We start from the raw sequence: 16,737 nt of genomic DNA on the forward strand, positions 1-16,737 counted from the left end.
AAACAGTAGCAAAATCGTCCGTTTCCGTGTAAAGAGGCGGTGGTGCAGCTCGCGGACGCCCTCCGCCCACCATTCACAAGAGACAGTTATGGACTCAATTTACTGGATTATCATCGTAGCCCTGCTGCTTCTGGCGGCATTTGACCTGATCAACGGCGTAGCGAATGACGCCGTCAACTTCCTCAACTCCGCCATTGGTTCCAAGGCCGCCCCCGTGCGGGTGATCCTGACCGTGGCTTCCATCGGCGTGCTGGTGGGCGCCTGCTTCTCCGGCGGCATGATGGAGGTGGCCCGCAACGGCATTTTTCACCCGAACATGTTCAGTTACCACGAAGTGATGCTGCTCTTCCTGGGGGTGATGATCAGCGAGGTGATACTCCTGGATACCTTCAATACCTTCGGCCTTCCCACGTCCACCACCGTTTCCCTGGTGTTCGGCATTCTGGGCTCCGCCGTGGCGACGGCCCTGTTCAAGATTTCCAAGCTTCACATGACGCAGTCCGTGTGGGACTTCATCAATACGGACAAGGCGTTTGAAATCGTCACCGGCATTCTCCTTTCCGTAGCCATCGCCTTCACGGTGGGCACCATCGTCATGTGGGTTTCCCGCCTCGCGTTTACGTTCAAATACCAGTCCCGCTTCAAGTGGTTCGGCTGCTTCTGGTGCGGCATCGCCATGACGGCGGTGGCCTACTTTGCCGTGTTCAAGGGCTTGAAGGAATCCACCCTGATGGAGCCTTCCTTCATTCAATACATTGACCAGAACCTGGGCATGGCCCTGCTGGTGGCCTTCGGCGGTTTTTCCGTGCTCATGTTCCTGCTCCAGCACCTGTTCATGACGAACATCCTGCGCCTGACCGTGCTGGCCGGCACCTTCTCCCTGGCCCTGGCCTTTGCGGGCAACGACCTCGTGAACTTCATCGGCGTGTTCATGGGCGGCCTGGATTCCTTCCAGTACGCCACAGGCGTAGTGGAGGCCGGCGGCTCCGCCTCCTCCATCACCGCCATGGAATGCCTGATGCCCGGGCAGGGCGTTCCGGTGAACCATTACATTCTTTTTGCCGCCGGATGCATGATGATTTTTGCGCTGTGGTTCTCCAAGAAGGCGAAGACGGTGATCGCCACCGGCGTGGAGCTTTCCCGGCAGGGTGAAGGAGGCATTGAACGCTTCGGCTCCGTTCCCCCCGCCCGCGCCATCGTGCGCAGCGCCATCGCGCTGGGGCGCGGGGTGAAAAAGCTTATCCCCGCCCGCATGCTGGTGCGCATGAACCATCAGTGGGATGCTGCCCCGCAGCCACTGAACCCCAAGGACCGCGTGGCTTTTGACCTGATCCGCGCCACGGTGAACCTGACGGTGGCTTCCCTGCTGATCGCGTGGGCCACGGGCAAGCAGCTCCCCCTTTCCACCACATACGTGACGTTCATGGTAGCCATGGGTTCCTCCCTGGCGGACAAGGCGTGGGGCAGGGAAAGCGCGGTTTACCGCGTGACCGGCGTACTGACCGTAATCTCCGGCTGGTTCATGACCGGCCTGGCCGCCTTCACGCTGGCCGCCGTCATGGCGACCGTCTTGCACTACGGGCAGGTGTACGCCATCTTCGGGCTGCTGGCCCTGGTGGTCGTCATCCTGGTGAAATCCACCATCATGCACCGCAAGCGGGAGAACAAGCTTTCCGTAGAGCGTTTTGACCAGATTACGGAGGAAAACATTCTGGACGTGTGCAGCCACCAGGTCGTGGACAGCACGCTCAAGCTGCGGGAAATCTACAATGACACCGTGGAAAACTTCTTCCAGGGGGACCGGAAGGCCCTGAAAGAGCTGGCGGACGCCGCGGAACGCCTGGCCCTGACCAGCAGCGAGCACCACAAGTACGACATTCTCCCCATCCTGTACAAGATGCAGTCCCGTTCCCTGGACATGGGCTACCACTTCGTGCAGGCCCTGGAGCATTTGAACGAAGCCACGCAGAGCCTGGCGCAGTTTTCCGAGTCCATCTTCACGTATGTGGACAATAACCACACGCCGTTCACGATTGACCAGGTGGACGACTTGAAGGAGGTGCATACCGCTCTAATGAAGCTTCTGGATGAATACTGCAAGATGCTCCAGACGGGAACGTACATCCAGTTCGACTATACCATGGTGGCCCAGGAACAGCTCCTTCAACTGGTGGCAAAGGCCACCAAGCGCCAGATCAAGCGCGCCCAGCGCAACCAGACGCGCACCCGTTCCTCCCTCCTTTATCTGAACATGCTTAATGAAATGAGGTTCATGGCCGTGCAGGTGCGGGCCCTGACCAATGACGAACGGAACTTCGTGGCGGCGTAAGGCGGCGGGGAACCGGGCTTTTTGCATGAAAAGGAAAGAAAAATCTTGAGCGTTTGGTTCATGCAAGTATGCTGAATGGACAGGGGTGTTCGATAAAGAAGGAACGAGAGCCTTCCGAATCACCAGGAACGACCCTGATTTCATAGGTAGTTAGTTGGAGCGGCTGCGGAAGGAATTCCGCAGCCGCTTTTTTGCCCCCGCAGGAGGGGGGCGGACCTTGTGTCATACAAAAGAAGGAATGTTTGAACATATTTCCCGCCCGGCTGTCTCACCCATAACGGTTATGATCCGGATGCAGTGAAAGAGAGAGCACTTCATCCACTTAAGGACTCAACCGTCTTCATAGGTAGTTAGTTGAACAGCAGCCCCGGCGAAGGGATTCGCCGGGGTTTGTTCGTCTCCGGATGGCGCATTCCACGCCGTAAACGGCTGGAAAGAAGCGGGGAAGGAAGAATAGGAGGCGTTTTGCCGCGGGGTTTGATTGACGAGCGGGACGCATCAGGGCATAGTGGCAGGGTATGAAGAGAGCGTTTTGCGTGATAGCCGGTGCATGCAGCCTGCTTGGATGGGCTCCGGCGGACGAGGCTGGCATGAAGAATGCGCTGGCGGACTGGCAAATGAGGCAGTCCGACTGGGAATCCGCATTCAAAACGGCTGAAAGCGATGAAAAAAGAGCGGAACTGATGGAGAGCCGTCCGAACGCCATTCCGGTGGCGCAGGAATTGTGGAGGCAGGTGGGGAGGGACCTTCAAAAGCCCGAGACTCAAAAACCCTACCTTCTCCCGGCTGTCATTTGGTTTCTGGACCATCCCCAGGCCGTGGCGCAGGCTTTCCCCAACGGAGACGTTGCCAGGAAAATTGTCGTGCTTTGCCTGGACTCCCTGGAAAATACCCTGTTCCGGGAAAAGGGAGCGGGAAAAGCGGCGTATGCGTTGAGCAACTCCCGCGACCTGCGCTGCCGCGTTATTCTGGAACAAATCAAGGATTACAACCAGTTTCCGGAAGACCAGGGGCTGTCCGCCCTGGGGCTGGCCATGGTGATGAAGGAAACGACGGGAATGCTCCAGGATGACGTCAGGCTGGTGGCGGCACGCGGAAAGCTGCTGAAAGACGCCATCATCAAATGCTATGATTCCAGCTTCGGTCCCGTTCCGGTCCGGAATCTGGTGAAGGAAGAGCTGTATGAAATACGCAATCTCAACATTGGACAGACCGGGCCCAAAATAAGCCTGCCTTCCACCGCCACGGGCGCGGAAGTGACGGTCCCCTCCGGAGACAAGCCCGTGCTGCTGGTTTTCTGGGATCCCCGGGATGTGCGCTCTGTCCAGTTTTTGCAAAAGGCCGTTTCCCTACGGAAGGAATTTCCGGGCCTGACGGTCATGCCGGTGGCCCCCGGAAACAGTGAGGACGTGAAAAAGGCCCTGCTGAATTTGGAGATGGATACTCCCTCCCTGGTAGATGAAAAGGCGGCGGCGTTCAAGGATTACCGCGTGATGCTCACGCCGCGGGTGTACCTGCTGGACCCTGCGGGGAAAATCCTGATGCGCGGCACGCCGGACATGCTGTTTGACGCGAATCTGTACGCGGTCATGGGCAAGCTGGAAGGGAAAAAGAATGGAAAGGCGGACGAGAAAAAGGCCCCGGCCGCCCCCGCTGCCGTGAAGCCGGCTCCGCTGCCGGCCAGGATCAACTCTCCGGATACGCGCATTCCCTCCGTTCCGCAGCCTGCCGCGCCCCGGCCAGCGGCCCCGCCTGCTTCCTCCGGTGTGGAGCAGCCCTCTTCTCTTTCCGCTCCCCCCTTGCGGCCCATGCCCGAATAGCCTGTTCCATGGAAAATATTCCATTGAGAAAGGCCGCGGAGGCTGTGGCGCGCTTGCTGGCCGGAGCGGGGCACACGGTGTATTTTGTGGGAGGCTGCGTCCGGGACAGGCTGCTGGGATATCCCGTGAAGGACATTGACATTGCCACCTCCGCCCGTCCGGACGAGGTGTTGCGCCTGTTCCCGGACGCCTGGGAAGTGGGCGCCGCCTTCGGCGTGGTGCTGGTGCGCCGTGGCGGTTTCTCCTTTGAAGTGGCTACGTTCCGCAGGGACGGCTGCTACAGGGACGGCAGGCGCCCGGAATCCGTCTGCTTCACGGATGCGGAGGAGGACGCCCGGCGCCGTGATTTTACCATGAACGGCCTCTTGGAAGATCCGTTTTCCGTTCCTCCGGGTTATGTGGTGGATTATGTGGGCGGCGTGGAAGACATCCGGGCCCGCGTGCTGAGGTGCATCGGGGAGCCGGACCGCCGTTTTGAGGAGGACTCCCTCCGGCTGATGCGCGCCGTCCGTTTCGCCGTTACCAGGGAAGTGCGGGTGGAAGCGGAAACTTATGCCGCCATTTGCAGGAACGCCCCGCTGCTGGCCCGCATCGCGCCGGAGCGCATCCGGGAGGAACTGGACCGGATTCTATTGTCTCCAGGAAGGAAACGGGGCGTGGAAATGCTGGTGGAAACGGGGCTGATGAAGCATGTTATTCCAGAGGTATACGGCATGATCGGCTGCACGCAGCCTCCCCAGTGGCACCCGGAGGGGGACGTGTATGCCCATACGCTGATGATGCTGGACGCGCTGGGGAAGGACGGCGCCCCCGTGTCTCTGGAGCTGGCCCTGGGCGTGCTGCTGCATGATGTCGGAAAACCTCCCTGCCGCCAGGTGGATGAAACGGGGCGCATCCGTTTTTCCGGTCATGACAAGGAGGGCGCCTCCATGGCGCGGGACATTTTAAGGAGACTGAAATATTCCAATGCCGTGATTGATGCGGTGTGCGCCATGGTGGAGCGCCACATGCGCTTCATGAACGTGCAGCAGATGAAGAAGTCCACCCTGCGGATGTTCATGAGCGCTCCGCATTTCAGCGACGAGCTGGAGCTTCACCGCCTGGACTGCCTTTCCTCCAACGGATTGATGGACAACTGGCAGTTTGTCAGGGACGCCATGGATTCCTACCGGGACGCACCCCTGGTGCCTCCGCCCCTGGTGACCGGGCGCGATCTGCTGGACCTGGGACTGCCCCCCGGTCCCGATTTCAGGAAATGGCTGTCCCGTTTGCAGGAGCTCCAGTTGGAAGGAACGCTCCGGACCAGGAAGGAGGCCCTGCTGATGCTGGGGCAAATTGCCCCGGTGGAACAGAATACACTTGCAGAGTACCTGGAAAAGTTAGCATTATAGGCCGCAAGACCTCATCCTTTCAGCTCATGCGCCCGGTCATTTATCAACTGTTTGTCCGCCATTTCTCCAACATGGAAACCCATGGGGTGGACTGGGGGACCCGGGAGACGAACGGGTGCGGCACCTTTAACGGCGTGACGGACAAGGCCCTGAGGGAAATAGCCCGGATGGGCTTTACCCACATCTGGCTGACCGGGGTGCTGAGGCACGCCACGCAGACGGCCTATCCCGAGCTGCCCGCCCAGCCGGAATCCATCGTAAAAGGCCTGGCCGGCAGTCCCTATGCGGTAGTGGATTATTTTGACGTGGACCCGGACCTGGCCTCCACGCCGGAAAAAAGAATGGAGGAATTCAAGGCCCTGGTGAAGCGCTGCCGGACGGTGGGACTGCTGCCGATGATCGACTTCATCCCCAACCATGTTTCCCGCGCCTACCTGGCGGACTGGGACGGCCATGACGATTTCGGGGAAGGGGACGACCACCATACGTTTTTCTCTCCGGAGCAGGGGTACTTTTACCTGACCTCCAACAGCCCGGGGGACGGCCCCCCCCTGCATCTGCCGGACGGCCTGTTTGAAGGGGAAATGACCTTCGGCCGCGTCACGGGCAACAATGCCGTTACGTGGAACCCCACCAGGTATGACTGGTATGAAACGGTCAAGCTCAACTACGGCTATAACTTCCTGGCCGGACTGCCGACCCTCCGCCTGCTGCCGGACTGGACCAGCCCCAAGCAGCACGTGCCCAAGACCTGGCGCATCATGGACGACATCCTTTCCTTCTGGCAGGGCCTGGGCATCGGCGGTTTCAGGTGCGACATGGCCCAAATGATCCCCATGGCCTTCTGGAAATGGGCCATTTCCCGTTCCCGCGTCCGTCTGCCTGACGTGTTTTTCATGGCGGAGGCGTACAACGACCACATGAAGACCACTCCCGGCGATCCCTGCGCCGCGCTGCTGGAAGCCGGGTTCAATGCCGTTTACGATTCCGATTGCTACCATCTGGCGCTCCACATGTACACGGAGAATAACTGGGCCAACGATTTCGACCGTCTTTTCCGCAGCAACCCCAAGTACATGACCAACGGCGTCCGCTATGTGGAGAACCATGATGAAACGCGCGTGTGCTCCCCGCTCTCCTGGGGCGGCGTGGGGCGTACCGTCCTGCCGGCCATCATGACGCTGGTGTACGCGTCCGGTCGCGGTCCCGTGCTGGTGTACAACGGGCAGGAAGTAGGGGAGCGGGCGGAAAGCCCCGGCGGCTATGGCGGCCATGACGGCCGCACCAGCATTTTTGACTACACCTGCCTGCCCCAGCTCCAGCCCTGGGTGGCGGACGGACGGTTTGACGCCTCTCTGCTGCCGGAGGACTCCGCGGAGCTGAGGAACTTTCATCAGCGGCTGCTTCCCCTGATGCAGCATCCGGCACTGGACCGCGGGGATTTTTACGGCCTGAACTGGGCCAACATGAAAAACACCACCTTTGGCAGGGAACCTGCGGAAGACACCTCCGGCCACTGGGTGTACGCCATGCTCCGGCATGATGCCCGTGCCAGGGCCACCGTGCTGGTGGTGGGGAACCTTTCCCCGGAGATCAACTTCTACAACCTCCGCATTTCCATTGCCCAGCACGCCTTCGGCTGGTGCGGCATCCAGACGGACCGCGTGCGTGTCAGGAACCTGATGGCCGGAGAGGGGGAAGACCGGGTTTTTGACCGGAAGGAACTGATGGAACGCGGGCTTCCCCATCCCCTGAAACCGGGGCATGTGGGCGTGCTGGAACTCTCTGCCGTTTAAAGGCGCATTCCCTCCGGAGGGGTGCGGCTGCTCTTTCCGATATTTTTTGCTCTGCTGGGCGTTTTTATAATGACGGGCGGTTTTTAATTCGGTATAGTCCCGGAAATTCCTATGACTAGACGTTTCCCTCACTCCATGTCTGCCATTCAGCAAATTGCCCTGGCGCTTGCCGTTGCCGGTATTGGAGCCGGCCAGGGGCTGGCCCAGGAAGGAGCAGGGGCCGCCCGCCGGACTGCGGCCCGGATGGAAGAGCAGGCCCAGGCTTCCATGCTGCTGCTGGGGCAGGCGCGTCAGCTGTATTCCGAGGGCAAGTACCAGGAAGCCCTGGACAATTACCGCAGGAGCCTGACCGCGCTGCCCAAGTCCCCCAACATGGAGAAGCGGCGCCGTTTTCTGGAAACCAGCATTGCGGACGCCAGCGTGGCCGTGGCGCAGGAATACATCAAGGTGGGGCGTTACGACGAGGCCGTCAAGCTGCTGGAAGATGCCTTGAAAGCCACGCCGGACCATGCCCTGGCCAAGCGCACGCTGGAAATAGCCCGGGACCCGGTTCGCACGAATCCGGCCCTATCCCCGGAACACGTCAAGAACGTGGAGGAAGTCAACCGCCTGCTTCGCCTGGCTTACGGCTATTATGAACTGGGCCAGTATGATGCGGCCCTGAAGGAATTTACCTCCGTCCTCCAGACGGACCCTTACAACACGGCGGCGCGGCGCGGCATGGAGCTGGTCAACCGCGCCAGAACCGCCTACTTTGACGCTGCCAGGGATGAAACCCGGAGCAGCGCCCTGGCGGACGTCTCCAAGCTGTGGGAGATGCCCGTTCCGCTGACGGAAACGCCGGAGGAACCCGCTTCCTTCTCCCAGCCGCTGGACAATCCGGTGGTGAATGTGGACCAGAAGCTGGGCATGATCCGTCTGCCCCGCGTGCAGCTGGACGGCGCAACGGTGCAGGAAGCCGTGGACTATCTGCGCAGCCTGGCCAGGACGCATGATACAACGGCCATGACGACGGCAGAGCGCGGCGTGAACATTTCCGTGGACCCCGGTCCTGCGGACAGCGTTTCAGCCAAGGAGACCGCCGGCAAGAGAATTACGCTTAATCTTCAAAACGTGCCGCTCCGCGACGCCCTGGAATACGTGGCGCGCGCTTCCGGCCTCATTCTGCGCACGAACGCCTTTGGCGCGGAGCTGGTATCCAGTTCTGACGGCACCTCCTACATGGTGACCAAGGCCATTGCCCTTCCTCCGGGTTTCTTCTCCGGCCTGTCGGAATCCTCCGATTCGGAAAATGCCGATCCCTTCGGTTCCGGGGATGCCGGTTCTTCCGGCATGACCCTGAAACGGGTGGACCCGCAGAAGGCGCTGGCCTCCCTGGGCGTGAAATTCCCGGAAGGCAGCTTCATCAAATACAACTCGGGCAACTCCACCCTCCTTTTCCACGGCACGCCCAAGGACTTGAGCATGCTGGAGGAGCTGGTGGCGTCCAAGACGGCGGAACAGCCCCTGCAGGTGGTTGTCAGCGCGACGTTCCTGGAAGTCAATCAGACGGACCTGGAAGAATTGGGCTTCAACTGGATCGTGAACCTGAACCTGGACCCCTCCAAGTGGTTCATGGGCGGTGCGGGCACCAACAAGAATGACTACAACAACACTGTGCTGGACAGCGCCGCCAGCGTGGTCGGAGCCGCCGTCCCGGCAGGGGTGGTGGGTGGACTGAGGTCCGGCAACCAGGTTTTTACGGAAGACAGCATTGACGGCATGATTGAGCGCGGTTCCTCCGCCAGAAGCACCGGCGTGGCCTACGTTCCCGGCGGTGCACCCAGCATCGTCACCATGCGCGGCATGTGGAGCCAGGCGGACATCACGATGATCATGCGCGGCCTGAGCCAGAAGAAAGGCACGGACATCATGCAGCATCCTTCCGTGATTGTGCGCCCAGGGGAAAAAGCCACCTTCTTCAGCGGCAAGGAACTGATTTACCCCACGGAATACGATCCGCCCGAAGTTCCCAACAGCACGGGCAACAACAATAACGGAGACGACTGGGGCGACTATGACGACGATGGCGGAGACCGCCTGCCGGTCATGCCCATCACGCCCGCCCACCCATCCGCCTATGAAACCAGGCAGCTCGGCACGGTATTCAACGTGGAGGTAACCGGCATCAGCGATGACAAATCCATCGTGGAAATGACCGTAGTGCCGGAAATCGTGGACTTTGACGGCTTCATCAACTACGGTACGCCGCTCTTCGTCCCCGTGGCCTCCCAGGAGAAAAATGCGAAGGAAGACATCGTCATGGTGAAAGCTTCCGACAACTTCATTCTCCAGCCCGTATTCTCCACGCGCCGCCTGACCGCTCCGGTACGCATTGCCACCGGCAGCACGCTCGTCATCGGCGCCTTGAAAAAATCCACCTCCATCACGTATGAGGATAAAATCCCCATTCTGGGGGATATTCCCTGGGTGGGCCGCCTTTTCCGCTCCAAGGGATCCAAGGAAGAGCGCAAGGCCATCATCATCATGGTGAAGGCGGAAGTGGTGGACCCGGGCGGCAAGCAGCTTTACACGCCGGGCACCGCCGTTCCGGATGAGGAAGCTCCGGCAGGGCTCGCGCCTCTTCCCGCCCTCAGCAATGCCCAGTAACCTTTAACCGGATTAAGACTATTGAAGAACAGTGATTCCGATCCTGAGTCCTCTTCTTCCTCCCAGGGGGCGGACAATATCATGCGCCAGCTGCATGCCTCGGATTCCCAGGGCGTGGAGCGAAAGAGGGAAGTAGTGGTGCGCCCGGACGGCAGCAAGGTCATCCGTGTGGAAAAACGCCGGCGGACCTACAATGACGACCACGGGGACGCCAAGCAGGCCGTGCTGAAAAACAAGCGTTTCCTCATTGGCCTCTGCATCTTGGTCCTGCTGGTTGTGGGCGCCCTGGCGGGAACGTACATGTACCGCCTGACTTCCTTCAATACGGAGGAATTCGCCGGGCGGCTGCAATCGGACCTCTCCGCCGCCTGGGGCGGGAAGGTGGAAGCCTCCGGCATGGCGATGGACGGCCTTTCCATGAAGGCCGCCCGCATCAAGGTCACTTTCCCGCAGGATTCCTGCCTGTCTTTTGTAATGATGGAAGGCGTTTCCGGAGAAATCTCCGCCACGTCCCTGTTCATGGGAAAAATCAAGGGGGAAAGCCTGAACATGGCCAAGGTCACGATTGGCCTGCGTCCCGGATTCTCCAAATTTGCCGTGCCGCAGACGAAGCGGGAACTCCCGTTCGTCTTCCGGCGGTACACCTCTCCGCGCCTGGAGGTAGGTTACGCCCACAAGACGGAGGAACTTACCCTGGAGCGGAATGACGGCCCCTTCTACATGACGGCGGAAGCCTACATCCGCACGTCCGGAAACGGTACGGAACCGGAATACGTGCTGGACCTGTCACAGCAAAAGCTGAAAATCAAGGGCTGGCCTCTGATGGGCGTCGACTCCGGCTCCATCATTTTAAACGGAAACGGCGTCAAGCAGCTCACCTTCTCCGGTTTTCTGGACAAGGGGCGCCTGCTCAACAAGCCTACGGACCTCAGCCCCTTCATGATTACGGGGAATTTCCTCTTGGGTACGGATTTCCGCCACCAGGCCTGGACCCTGACGGGCAGGAATTTTGACCTCCTCTCCCTGGTGGGGGATGACTTCGCTTCCTTCCTCAAGGTACAGATGGGGGAACAGGAAGTGGATGAAAAGCATGAATTGAAGCTGGACTTTGCGCTGCCCGTGACGGACGAACAGAAAAGGCCCTCCGTAAAAGGGTACAGCGGTTCCGTCATCAAGGCGACCATGCTCAGGCTGCCCGTCCTGCGCCTGCTGGCGGCCATGACCGCCCGGAACACGGAAATAAGGCTGCCTTACTCTTCCCCAGTCTTTACGTCCGGCTCCTTTCTGCTGGAAAGCGACGGAACGGACCGTTCCGCCTCCCTGAAAGAGATTTCCCTGTTTGAGCAGGGCTTCCTGGGAGTGACCGGGGTTCTGTACAGCAACGGTTCCGCCGTGACGGGAGAGCTGGTCTTTAAAATCCCCTCCTACATGGTGGATAGCCGACGCCTGCCGTCCGGCGTTACGCAGGAGGGGCATGAAATCATTCTCCCCGTGAAAATTTCCGGTACGCCGGCATCCCCGCAGGACAACTCCGCCGGCATGCTCCAGGAAGTGGAGCCGCGCGCGGACCGTCCGGGAATGGGGACTGCCCCCTCCCGCGGAACGGCTCTTCCCGCTCCGTCAAGTACCCCGCCCGCCCGCATTACGGTGGACGGATTCATGTGATATTGCCGAGGATTCATGTTGCTGCTCAACCCCATTGTCCGAAAAACGTCCGAAAAGCGTTCCCGCTGGTGGACCAAGCTGGCCGGCTTCGGCCTGTGGTCGTTGCTCCAGCCCATCTGCATGAGCCTGAATATCCGCTCCATCAAGGAGGAGCACGACGACGTTTACACGGCGCCCTTCCTGGTGGCCCTCTGGCACAACCGCACGACGGTGCCCGGCTACGCCTGGTCCCTGGCCCAGAAGCCGCTCAAGATGTGCGTGCTCACCAGCGCCAGCAAGGACGGCGCCCTGGTGGAGGCCGTATGCAAACACTTCGGCTTGGATTCCGTCCGCGGTTCCTCCGGACGGCGGGGAGCCCTGGCCTACATGGAAATGATGAGGAAGGTGCAGGAGGGGGACGTCTGCTTCTGCCTCACCCCGGACGGTCCGCAGGGCCCCATTTACCAGGTGCACCACGGCATCATCAAGATGGCCTCCCAGTCCGGGCTTCCCATCGTTCCCGTGTGCATCGAATATGAAAGCTGCTGGAGGCTGAACAAGGCCTGGGACCGCTACGCCATTCCCAAGCCGTGTTCCAACGTGAACATTCTATGGAAAAAGCGCCTGTTCATTCCTCCGGACGCAACGGATGAGCAGGTAGCGGACTACGCCCGCCTTCTGGCCGGGCTGCTGAGCGAGGGGCTTCCGGACTTCCCGCCACTTAATCAATCATTATTATGCAAATCATCGACGGAAAACAGGTAGCCTCCCAGGTGCTGGAAGAGGTTGGAAAGGACATTGCCCGGCTCAGGGAACAGGGAATAACGCCCGGCCTGGCCGTGGTTCTGGTGGGGGAGGACCCCGCCTCCCAGGTGTATGTGAATTCCAAGGTGAAAAAATGCGCGGAGCTGGGAATGAACTCCCGTAAAATCGTTCTCTCCGCGGATGCCTCCCAGGAAGAACTGCTCCAGGTCGTCCGTGACTTGAATGCGGACCCCTCCATCCACGGCATTCTGGTGCAGAGCCCGCCTCCCCCCCATATCGACGAGGCGGCCGTGGTCCTGGAAATAGACCCCGCCAAGGATGTGGACGGCTTCCACCCGGAGAACGTCGCCAAGCTGGTGCTGGAGGATGAAACCGGTTTTGTGCCCTGTACCCCGCTGGGCTGCATGAGGCTGTTGCAGGCGGCCGGCATTGAAACGGCGGGCGCGAATGCCGTGGTCATCGGCCGCAGCATGATCGTGGGCAAGCCGATGGCCCATCTTCTGATGTCCAAGCAGGCGAACGCCACCGTTACGGTGGCCCACTCCCGCACGAAGAACCTGCCGGAGCTTTGCCGTTCCGCAGACATCATCGTGGCGGCGATAGGCAGGCCCGCATTTGTGACGGCTGATTTTGTGAAGGACGGCGCCGTGGTGGTGGACGTGGGCATCAACCGCGTGGAAGATGCCTCCGCCAAGCGCGGCTACCGGATTGTTGGAGACGTGGCCTATGATGAAGTGGTGCCCAAGTGCCGGGCCATTACCCCCGTGCCCGGCGGCGTGGGGCCGATGACCATCGCCATGCTGATGGCTAACACGGTCAAGGCCTGCCGCCAGCAGACGGGGGCCTGACGGAGTGCCGTGACGTCCGTTTTTCTTGTCAAATGAAGGAAAGTAGGGCAGTATTCACTTACCATTATGTCAAGTAAATTACTCGAAGGCAAAGTTGGTGTCGTAATCGGCGTGGCGAACAAGCGCAGCATCGCGTTCGCAATTGCCAAGGCATGGCATGAAGCGGGCGCAAAGCTCATCTTCAATTATCAGGGCGAACGCCTCAAGGACGGCGTGCTCAAGCTGGTCCATGAAAACTTCGGCGAAGACGTCCCCGTTTACGATCTGGATGTCAGCAATGATGAATCCATCAATGCATTCTTTGAAAAAGTCCGGGAACACACGGACAAGGTGGATTGCATGCTGCATTCCGTGGCTTTTGCCCCGAAGGAAGCCCTTGGCGGCAGTTTCCTGGATACGGGACGCGAGGCGTTCAAGATTTCCCTGGATATCTCCGCCTACTCCCTGGTGGCCCTTTCCCGCGCCGTGGAGCCCATGATGTCCGACAACGGCAGCATTCTGGCGATGTCCTACCTGGGTTCCGAAAAGGTGGTGCCGAACTACAACCTGATGGGCGTTTCCAAGGCCGCCCTGGAAGCCTGCACCCGTTATCTGGCGTATGATCTGGGCCGCGCCCGCGGCATCCGCGTCAACTGCATCAGCGCGGGCCCCATGCAGACGCTTGCGGCACGCGGCGTTTCCGGCTTTAACACCATGTTCAAGGTGTATGAGGAACATGCCCCCCTGGGCCGTTCCTGCACGGGCGAGGAACTGGGCGCTACCGGCGTCTTCCTGGCCAGCGACGGCGCAGCCGCGATCACCGGACAGGTGATTTACGTGGACGGCGGCTATCAGATCATGGGCATGTAGCATTCCCTCCGGGAAAATTTCCCCTTTGTTTCAGGCCGTACCGCTTGTCGGTACGGTCTTTTTGCGCTGTTTCCGCGGGTATGACAGGGATGCGCCATCTCTCCTGTCAAAAATTCTTGTGTTCCGGTGTCTCATTTTTATAAATAAGAAAATGACAGCCTCCCCTCGTTATCTGTTTAACGGAGAAACGTGCGGCAGCTTGGATGAATTGTTCCTCCGCTACGGGAACTCTTCTCATAAAGCCCATATCTCCCTTGTTGGCGGGGACGGAATGCACATGCAGTCCGTTCCGGTGGGTAACGGCCTTTATTATTGCGAGGTGGGGGATGACGCCCATGGCTACGTCTGCCCCCATGAAATGCCGGTTGAGGAATTGGAGGAACAATTCCGCCGTTTTGATTCAGGGGAGGATTTCTCCTTTGTGAAGGAAGATTGGAGCTTTTACGAACCTTCCGCCTCCCCGCTTCCGGCGATGGTCAAATGGATTGGCGTCGCGGCCCTGATGGATGCCGCCATTGTACTGGCCTTCATCGGGCTTCCGGAGGGCCACACCGTCCATCTTTCCTGCATGCTGGATACGTTTACCCGTTTTCTGCTCAGTTAAGGCGCGCAGGGGCGGCCTGTTGAAGGAAGCCTTTTGCGGCTCCTCTTCAGGGGGCGAGTACCTTCAGCGTGCCGTGGCGCGTGATGCGGACCGGGGCGTTGCCCATATAATCGCCGTCCAGTTCACAGGCGGCCTGTCCGGCGGAAATGACGGTTCCCCCCGTCATCCGGATATATTCAAAGGAGCCGTTCCGCCGGGAATGGAAGCCTCCGTGGACGGCGGCCATCAGGCATTCCCCGATGATGGAGGGAATGGAATGTTTGAAAACCACGGCGTCCAGAAGACCGTCGTCATTATCCGCTTCCGCAAAGAAATTCAGCGGTCCGCCGTACCTGCGCCCGTTGCCGAAGAGGATGGAACGGCCTGCCACCACCCGCCCGTCATCCGTGGACAGGGTCAGCCGGGGCTGCCGCTCCGTGCAAACCCGGGCGCCGGCAATGACGTAGGCGAAGGCCTTCCATTTCTTTTTCATTTCCCACGTGGTCAGTTCCACGGCACGGGCGTCCGCGCCTATGCCCGCCATCTGGAGAAAGGGCTGCCCGTTGAAGGCGAACAGGTCCACGTCCCTGGGACGTCCCGCATTCAGAACATGCAGAGCATGGTCAAAATCCTGCCGGATACCGATTTCACGGGAGAAGACGTTCATGGTTCCCGCGGGGAAGGGGGCCAGCGCCGTTTCCGTATTGCAGAGGGCCCTGGCCGCCACGCCCAGCGTGCCGTCCCCGCCCGCCACGGCCACGACGGGAGTTCCGGAATCCGCCCGGGCGGCCAGGTGGCGCAGCATGTCTTCCCTGCTTTCCGGCTCAATGACGTCAAAAAGATCCCGGTGGCCGTCCAGCCAGCGGCGGAAGCGGTCGGCCCTGGCGCTGCGCGCCGTATTATTGAAAAACAGGGGAATCCTCATGGAGCGGTCACGGAGAAATTCAAAATCTGCACCGGGGCTTCCGTATGGGCCACGGGTTCATGGCGCACTGTTCCGTCGGGCAGCATGAATTCCAGAATGCCGCGGGAGACGTTGTCCGGCAGGCGCACTTCCAGAAACTTCCTCATGTCGTCGGATGGGCCGGGGGTGGTGCCTTCCGCCAGGACTTTCCCTTCTTCCGACTTGAGAACGACGCGCAGGGGCAGTCTTCTGCCGCTGCCTTCCTTCCCATCCCTGATATCCAGCATCAGCCTGCTGCCCGGCAGGTACTCCGGCTGTGCCGCCACCCAGTCCGACGCCAGTTTCATATAACGGTCCGTGATCCTGACGGCGGGGACGGTCCGGCTTTCCGGAGGGAAGGTCAGCGCGCGCCTTTTTTCGTCGTAGCGGGCTTCCCAGATCAGCGGGAAGAACTCTCCGGCGCCCTCCTTCTTCCAGGAGGTGGCGTAAATGGCGTTCTCCGGTTTGCGGGGGTCCAGCATGCTGATGGCGGACATCACCCACGGGGTGTTGAAATCCTTCTCGTTGTACTCCAGCATTTTCCATTCCCCGTCACACCAGGCTTCCACCCAGTTGTGGTTGCCGCGCACATGGTTCCAGGTAAGGACGCCGGCCATGCGGGCCGGAATGCCCACGGAGCGGAGCGCGCAGACGAGCAGGATGCTCTGGCCCGTGCAGGAAACCTTGCCGGATTGCAGGGATTCCTTCACCCCCTGGTGAGGAACCCTTCTTTCCGTGGAATAGCGCACATTCAGGGTTTTCTGGATGCAGGAGGCAATCGTGAGGGCGGCTTCCCGGCCCGTCTTGCATGCGGAAACCAGCGGCGCAAAGAGGTTGTGGAACTGTTCCCGCCATTCGTCGCGCGGCTCGTTGACCACGGCATAGGGGAGCACGTTGTTTTCATAAAGCTCCCACGGAACCTTGCCGGCCCAGGGGAACTGGCTGCGGGCGTCCAGCGCCAGGCGGACTTCCCGGTCCAGCCGTTCTTCCGTAATCGTTTCCCTGTCCTGCGCGGGCATGTAGGCGCGCAGGAATTCCACTCCGTCCGGAATGGCGTCATGGGCGGCGCAGAGAGCGGCGGTCAGGCCCAGGAGAAGGGCGGAAGGCAGCGGATTCATGA

12 protein-coding genes are annotated in these 16,737 nt (G+C 60.3%); 10 read left to right on the forward strand and 2 right to left on the reverse strand.

The window, feature by feature from the left end:
• The first annotated feature begins 88 nt into the window (after window positions 1–88).
• The 10 genes from M8N44_RS02295 (at window position 89) to M8N44_RS02340 (ending at window position 14,695) form a co-directional block, all read left to right on the forward strand.
• Window positions 89–2,329, forward strand: a complete 2,241-nt coding sequence (locus M8N44_RS02295; RefSeq protein ID WP_102722810.1) for an inorganic phosphate transporter — start codon at window positions 89–91, stop codon at window positions 2,327–2,329.
• A 518-nt stretch (window positions 2,330–2,847) separates the two neighbouring features.
• Window positions 2,848–4,149, forward strand: a complete 1,302-nt coding sequence (locus M8N44_RS02300; protein ID WP_102749508.1) for a TlpA family protein disulfide reductase — start codon at window positions 2,848–2,850, stop codon at window positions 4,147–4,149.
• A gap of 8 nt (window positions 4,150–4,157) precedes the next feature.
• Window positions 4,158–5,540 carry a CCA tRNA nucleotidyltransferase gene (locus M8N44_RS02305; RefSeq protein WP_218957708.1) on the forward strand — a complete coding sequence of 461 codons (1,383 nt, stop codon included), beginning with the start codon at window positions 4,158–4,160 and terminating at the stop codon, window positions 5,538–5,540.
• 26 nt (window positions 5,541–5,566) lie between these two features.
• Entirely contained in the window at window positions 5,567–7,336 is a 1,770-nt protein-coding gene (locus tag M8N44_RS02310) for an alpha-amylase family glycosyl hydrolase (protein WP_102728288.1), read from the forward strand.
• 135 nt (window positions 7,337–7,471) lie between these two features.
• Window positions 7,472–9,985, forward strand: coding sequence for an Amuc_1098 family type IV pilus outer membrane protein (locus tag M8N44_RS02315; RefSeq protein ID WP_180970941.1), 2,514 nt, complete (start codon window positions 7,472–7,474; stop codon window positions 9,983–9,985).
• Between the two features lie 21 nt (window positions 9,986–10,006).
• Window positions 10,007–11,650, forward strand: coding sequence for a hypothetical protein (locus tag M8N44_RS02320; RefSeq protein WP_102728289.1), 1,644 nt, complete (start codon window positions 10,007–10,009; stop codon window positions 11,648–11,650).
• A 15-nt stretch (window positions 11,651–11,665) separates the two neighbouring features.
• Window positions 11,666–12,394 (forward strand): lysophospholipid acyltransferase family protein, encoded by a 729-nt coding sequence (locus M8N44_RS02325; RefSeq protein WP_022396698.1) that lies wholly within the window; start codon window positions 11,666–11,668, stop codon window positions 12,392–12,394.
• On the forward strand, window positions 12,367–13,242 hold the full coding sequence (gene folD, locus M8N44_RS02330; protein ID WP_102728290.1) for a bifunctional methylenetetrahydrofolate dehydrogenase/methenyltetrahydrofolate cyclohydrolase FolD: 876 nt from the start codon (window positions 12,367–12,369) through the stop codon (window positions 13,240–13,242). The genes M8N44_RS02325 and folD overlap by 28 nt, the downstream gene beginning before the upstream one ends.
• Window positions 13,243–13,308: 66 nt before the next feature.
• Complete coding sequence (locus M8N44_RS02335) at window positions 13,309–14,091, forward strand: enoyl-ACP reductase FabI (protein ID WP_022396700.1); 783 nt, start codon at window positions 13,309–13,311, stop codon at window positions 14,089–14,091.
• A 151-nt stretch (window positions 14,092–14,242) separates the two neighbouring features.
• A complete protein-coding gene (locus tag M8N44_RS02340; protein ID WP_102749507.1) occupies window positions 14,243–14,695 on the forward strand; it encodes a hypothetical protein in 453 nt (150 codons plus the stop codon).
• Between the two features lie 46 nt (window positions 14,696–14,741).
• Here M8N44_RS02340 and M8N44_RS02345 read toward each other — a convergent pair whose 3' ends face one another.
• Entirely contained in the window at window positions 14,742–15,599 is an 858-nt protein-coding gene (locus M8N44_RS02345; protein ID WP_102722802.1) for a diacylglycerol/lipid kinase family protein, read from the reverse strand.
• Entirely contained in the window at window positions 15,596–16,735 is a 1,140-nt protein-coding gene (locus tag M8N44_RS02350; RefSeq protein WP_102736288.1) for a transglutaminase-like domain-containing protein, read from the reverse strand. The genes M8N44_RS02345 and M8N44_RS02350 overlap by 4 nt, the downstream gene beginning before the upstream one ends.
• Window positions 16,736–16,737 lie beyond the last annotated feature (2 nt).

This window comes from Akkermansia massiliensis, assembly GCF_023516715.1.
In the GTDB taxonomy this organism is placed as follows: Bacteria; Verrucomicrobiota; Verrucomicrobiia; order Verrucomicrobiales; family Akkermansiaceae; genus Akkermansia; species Akkermansia massiliensis.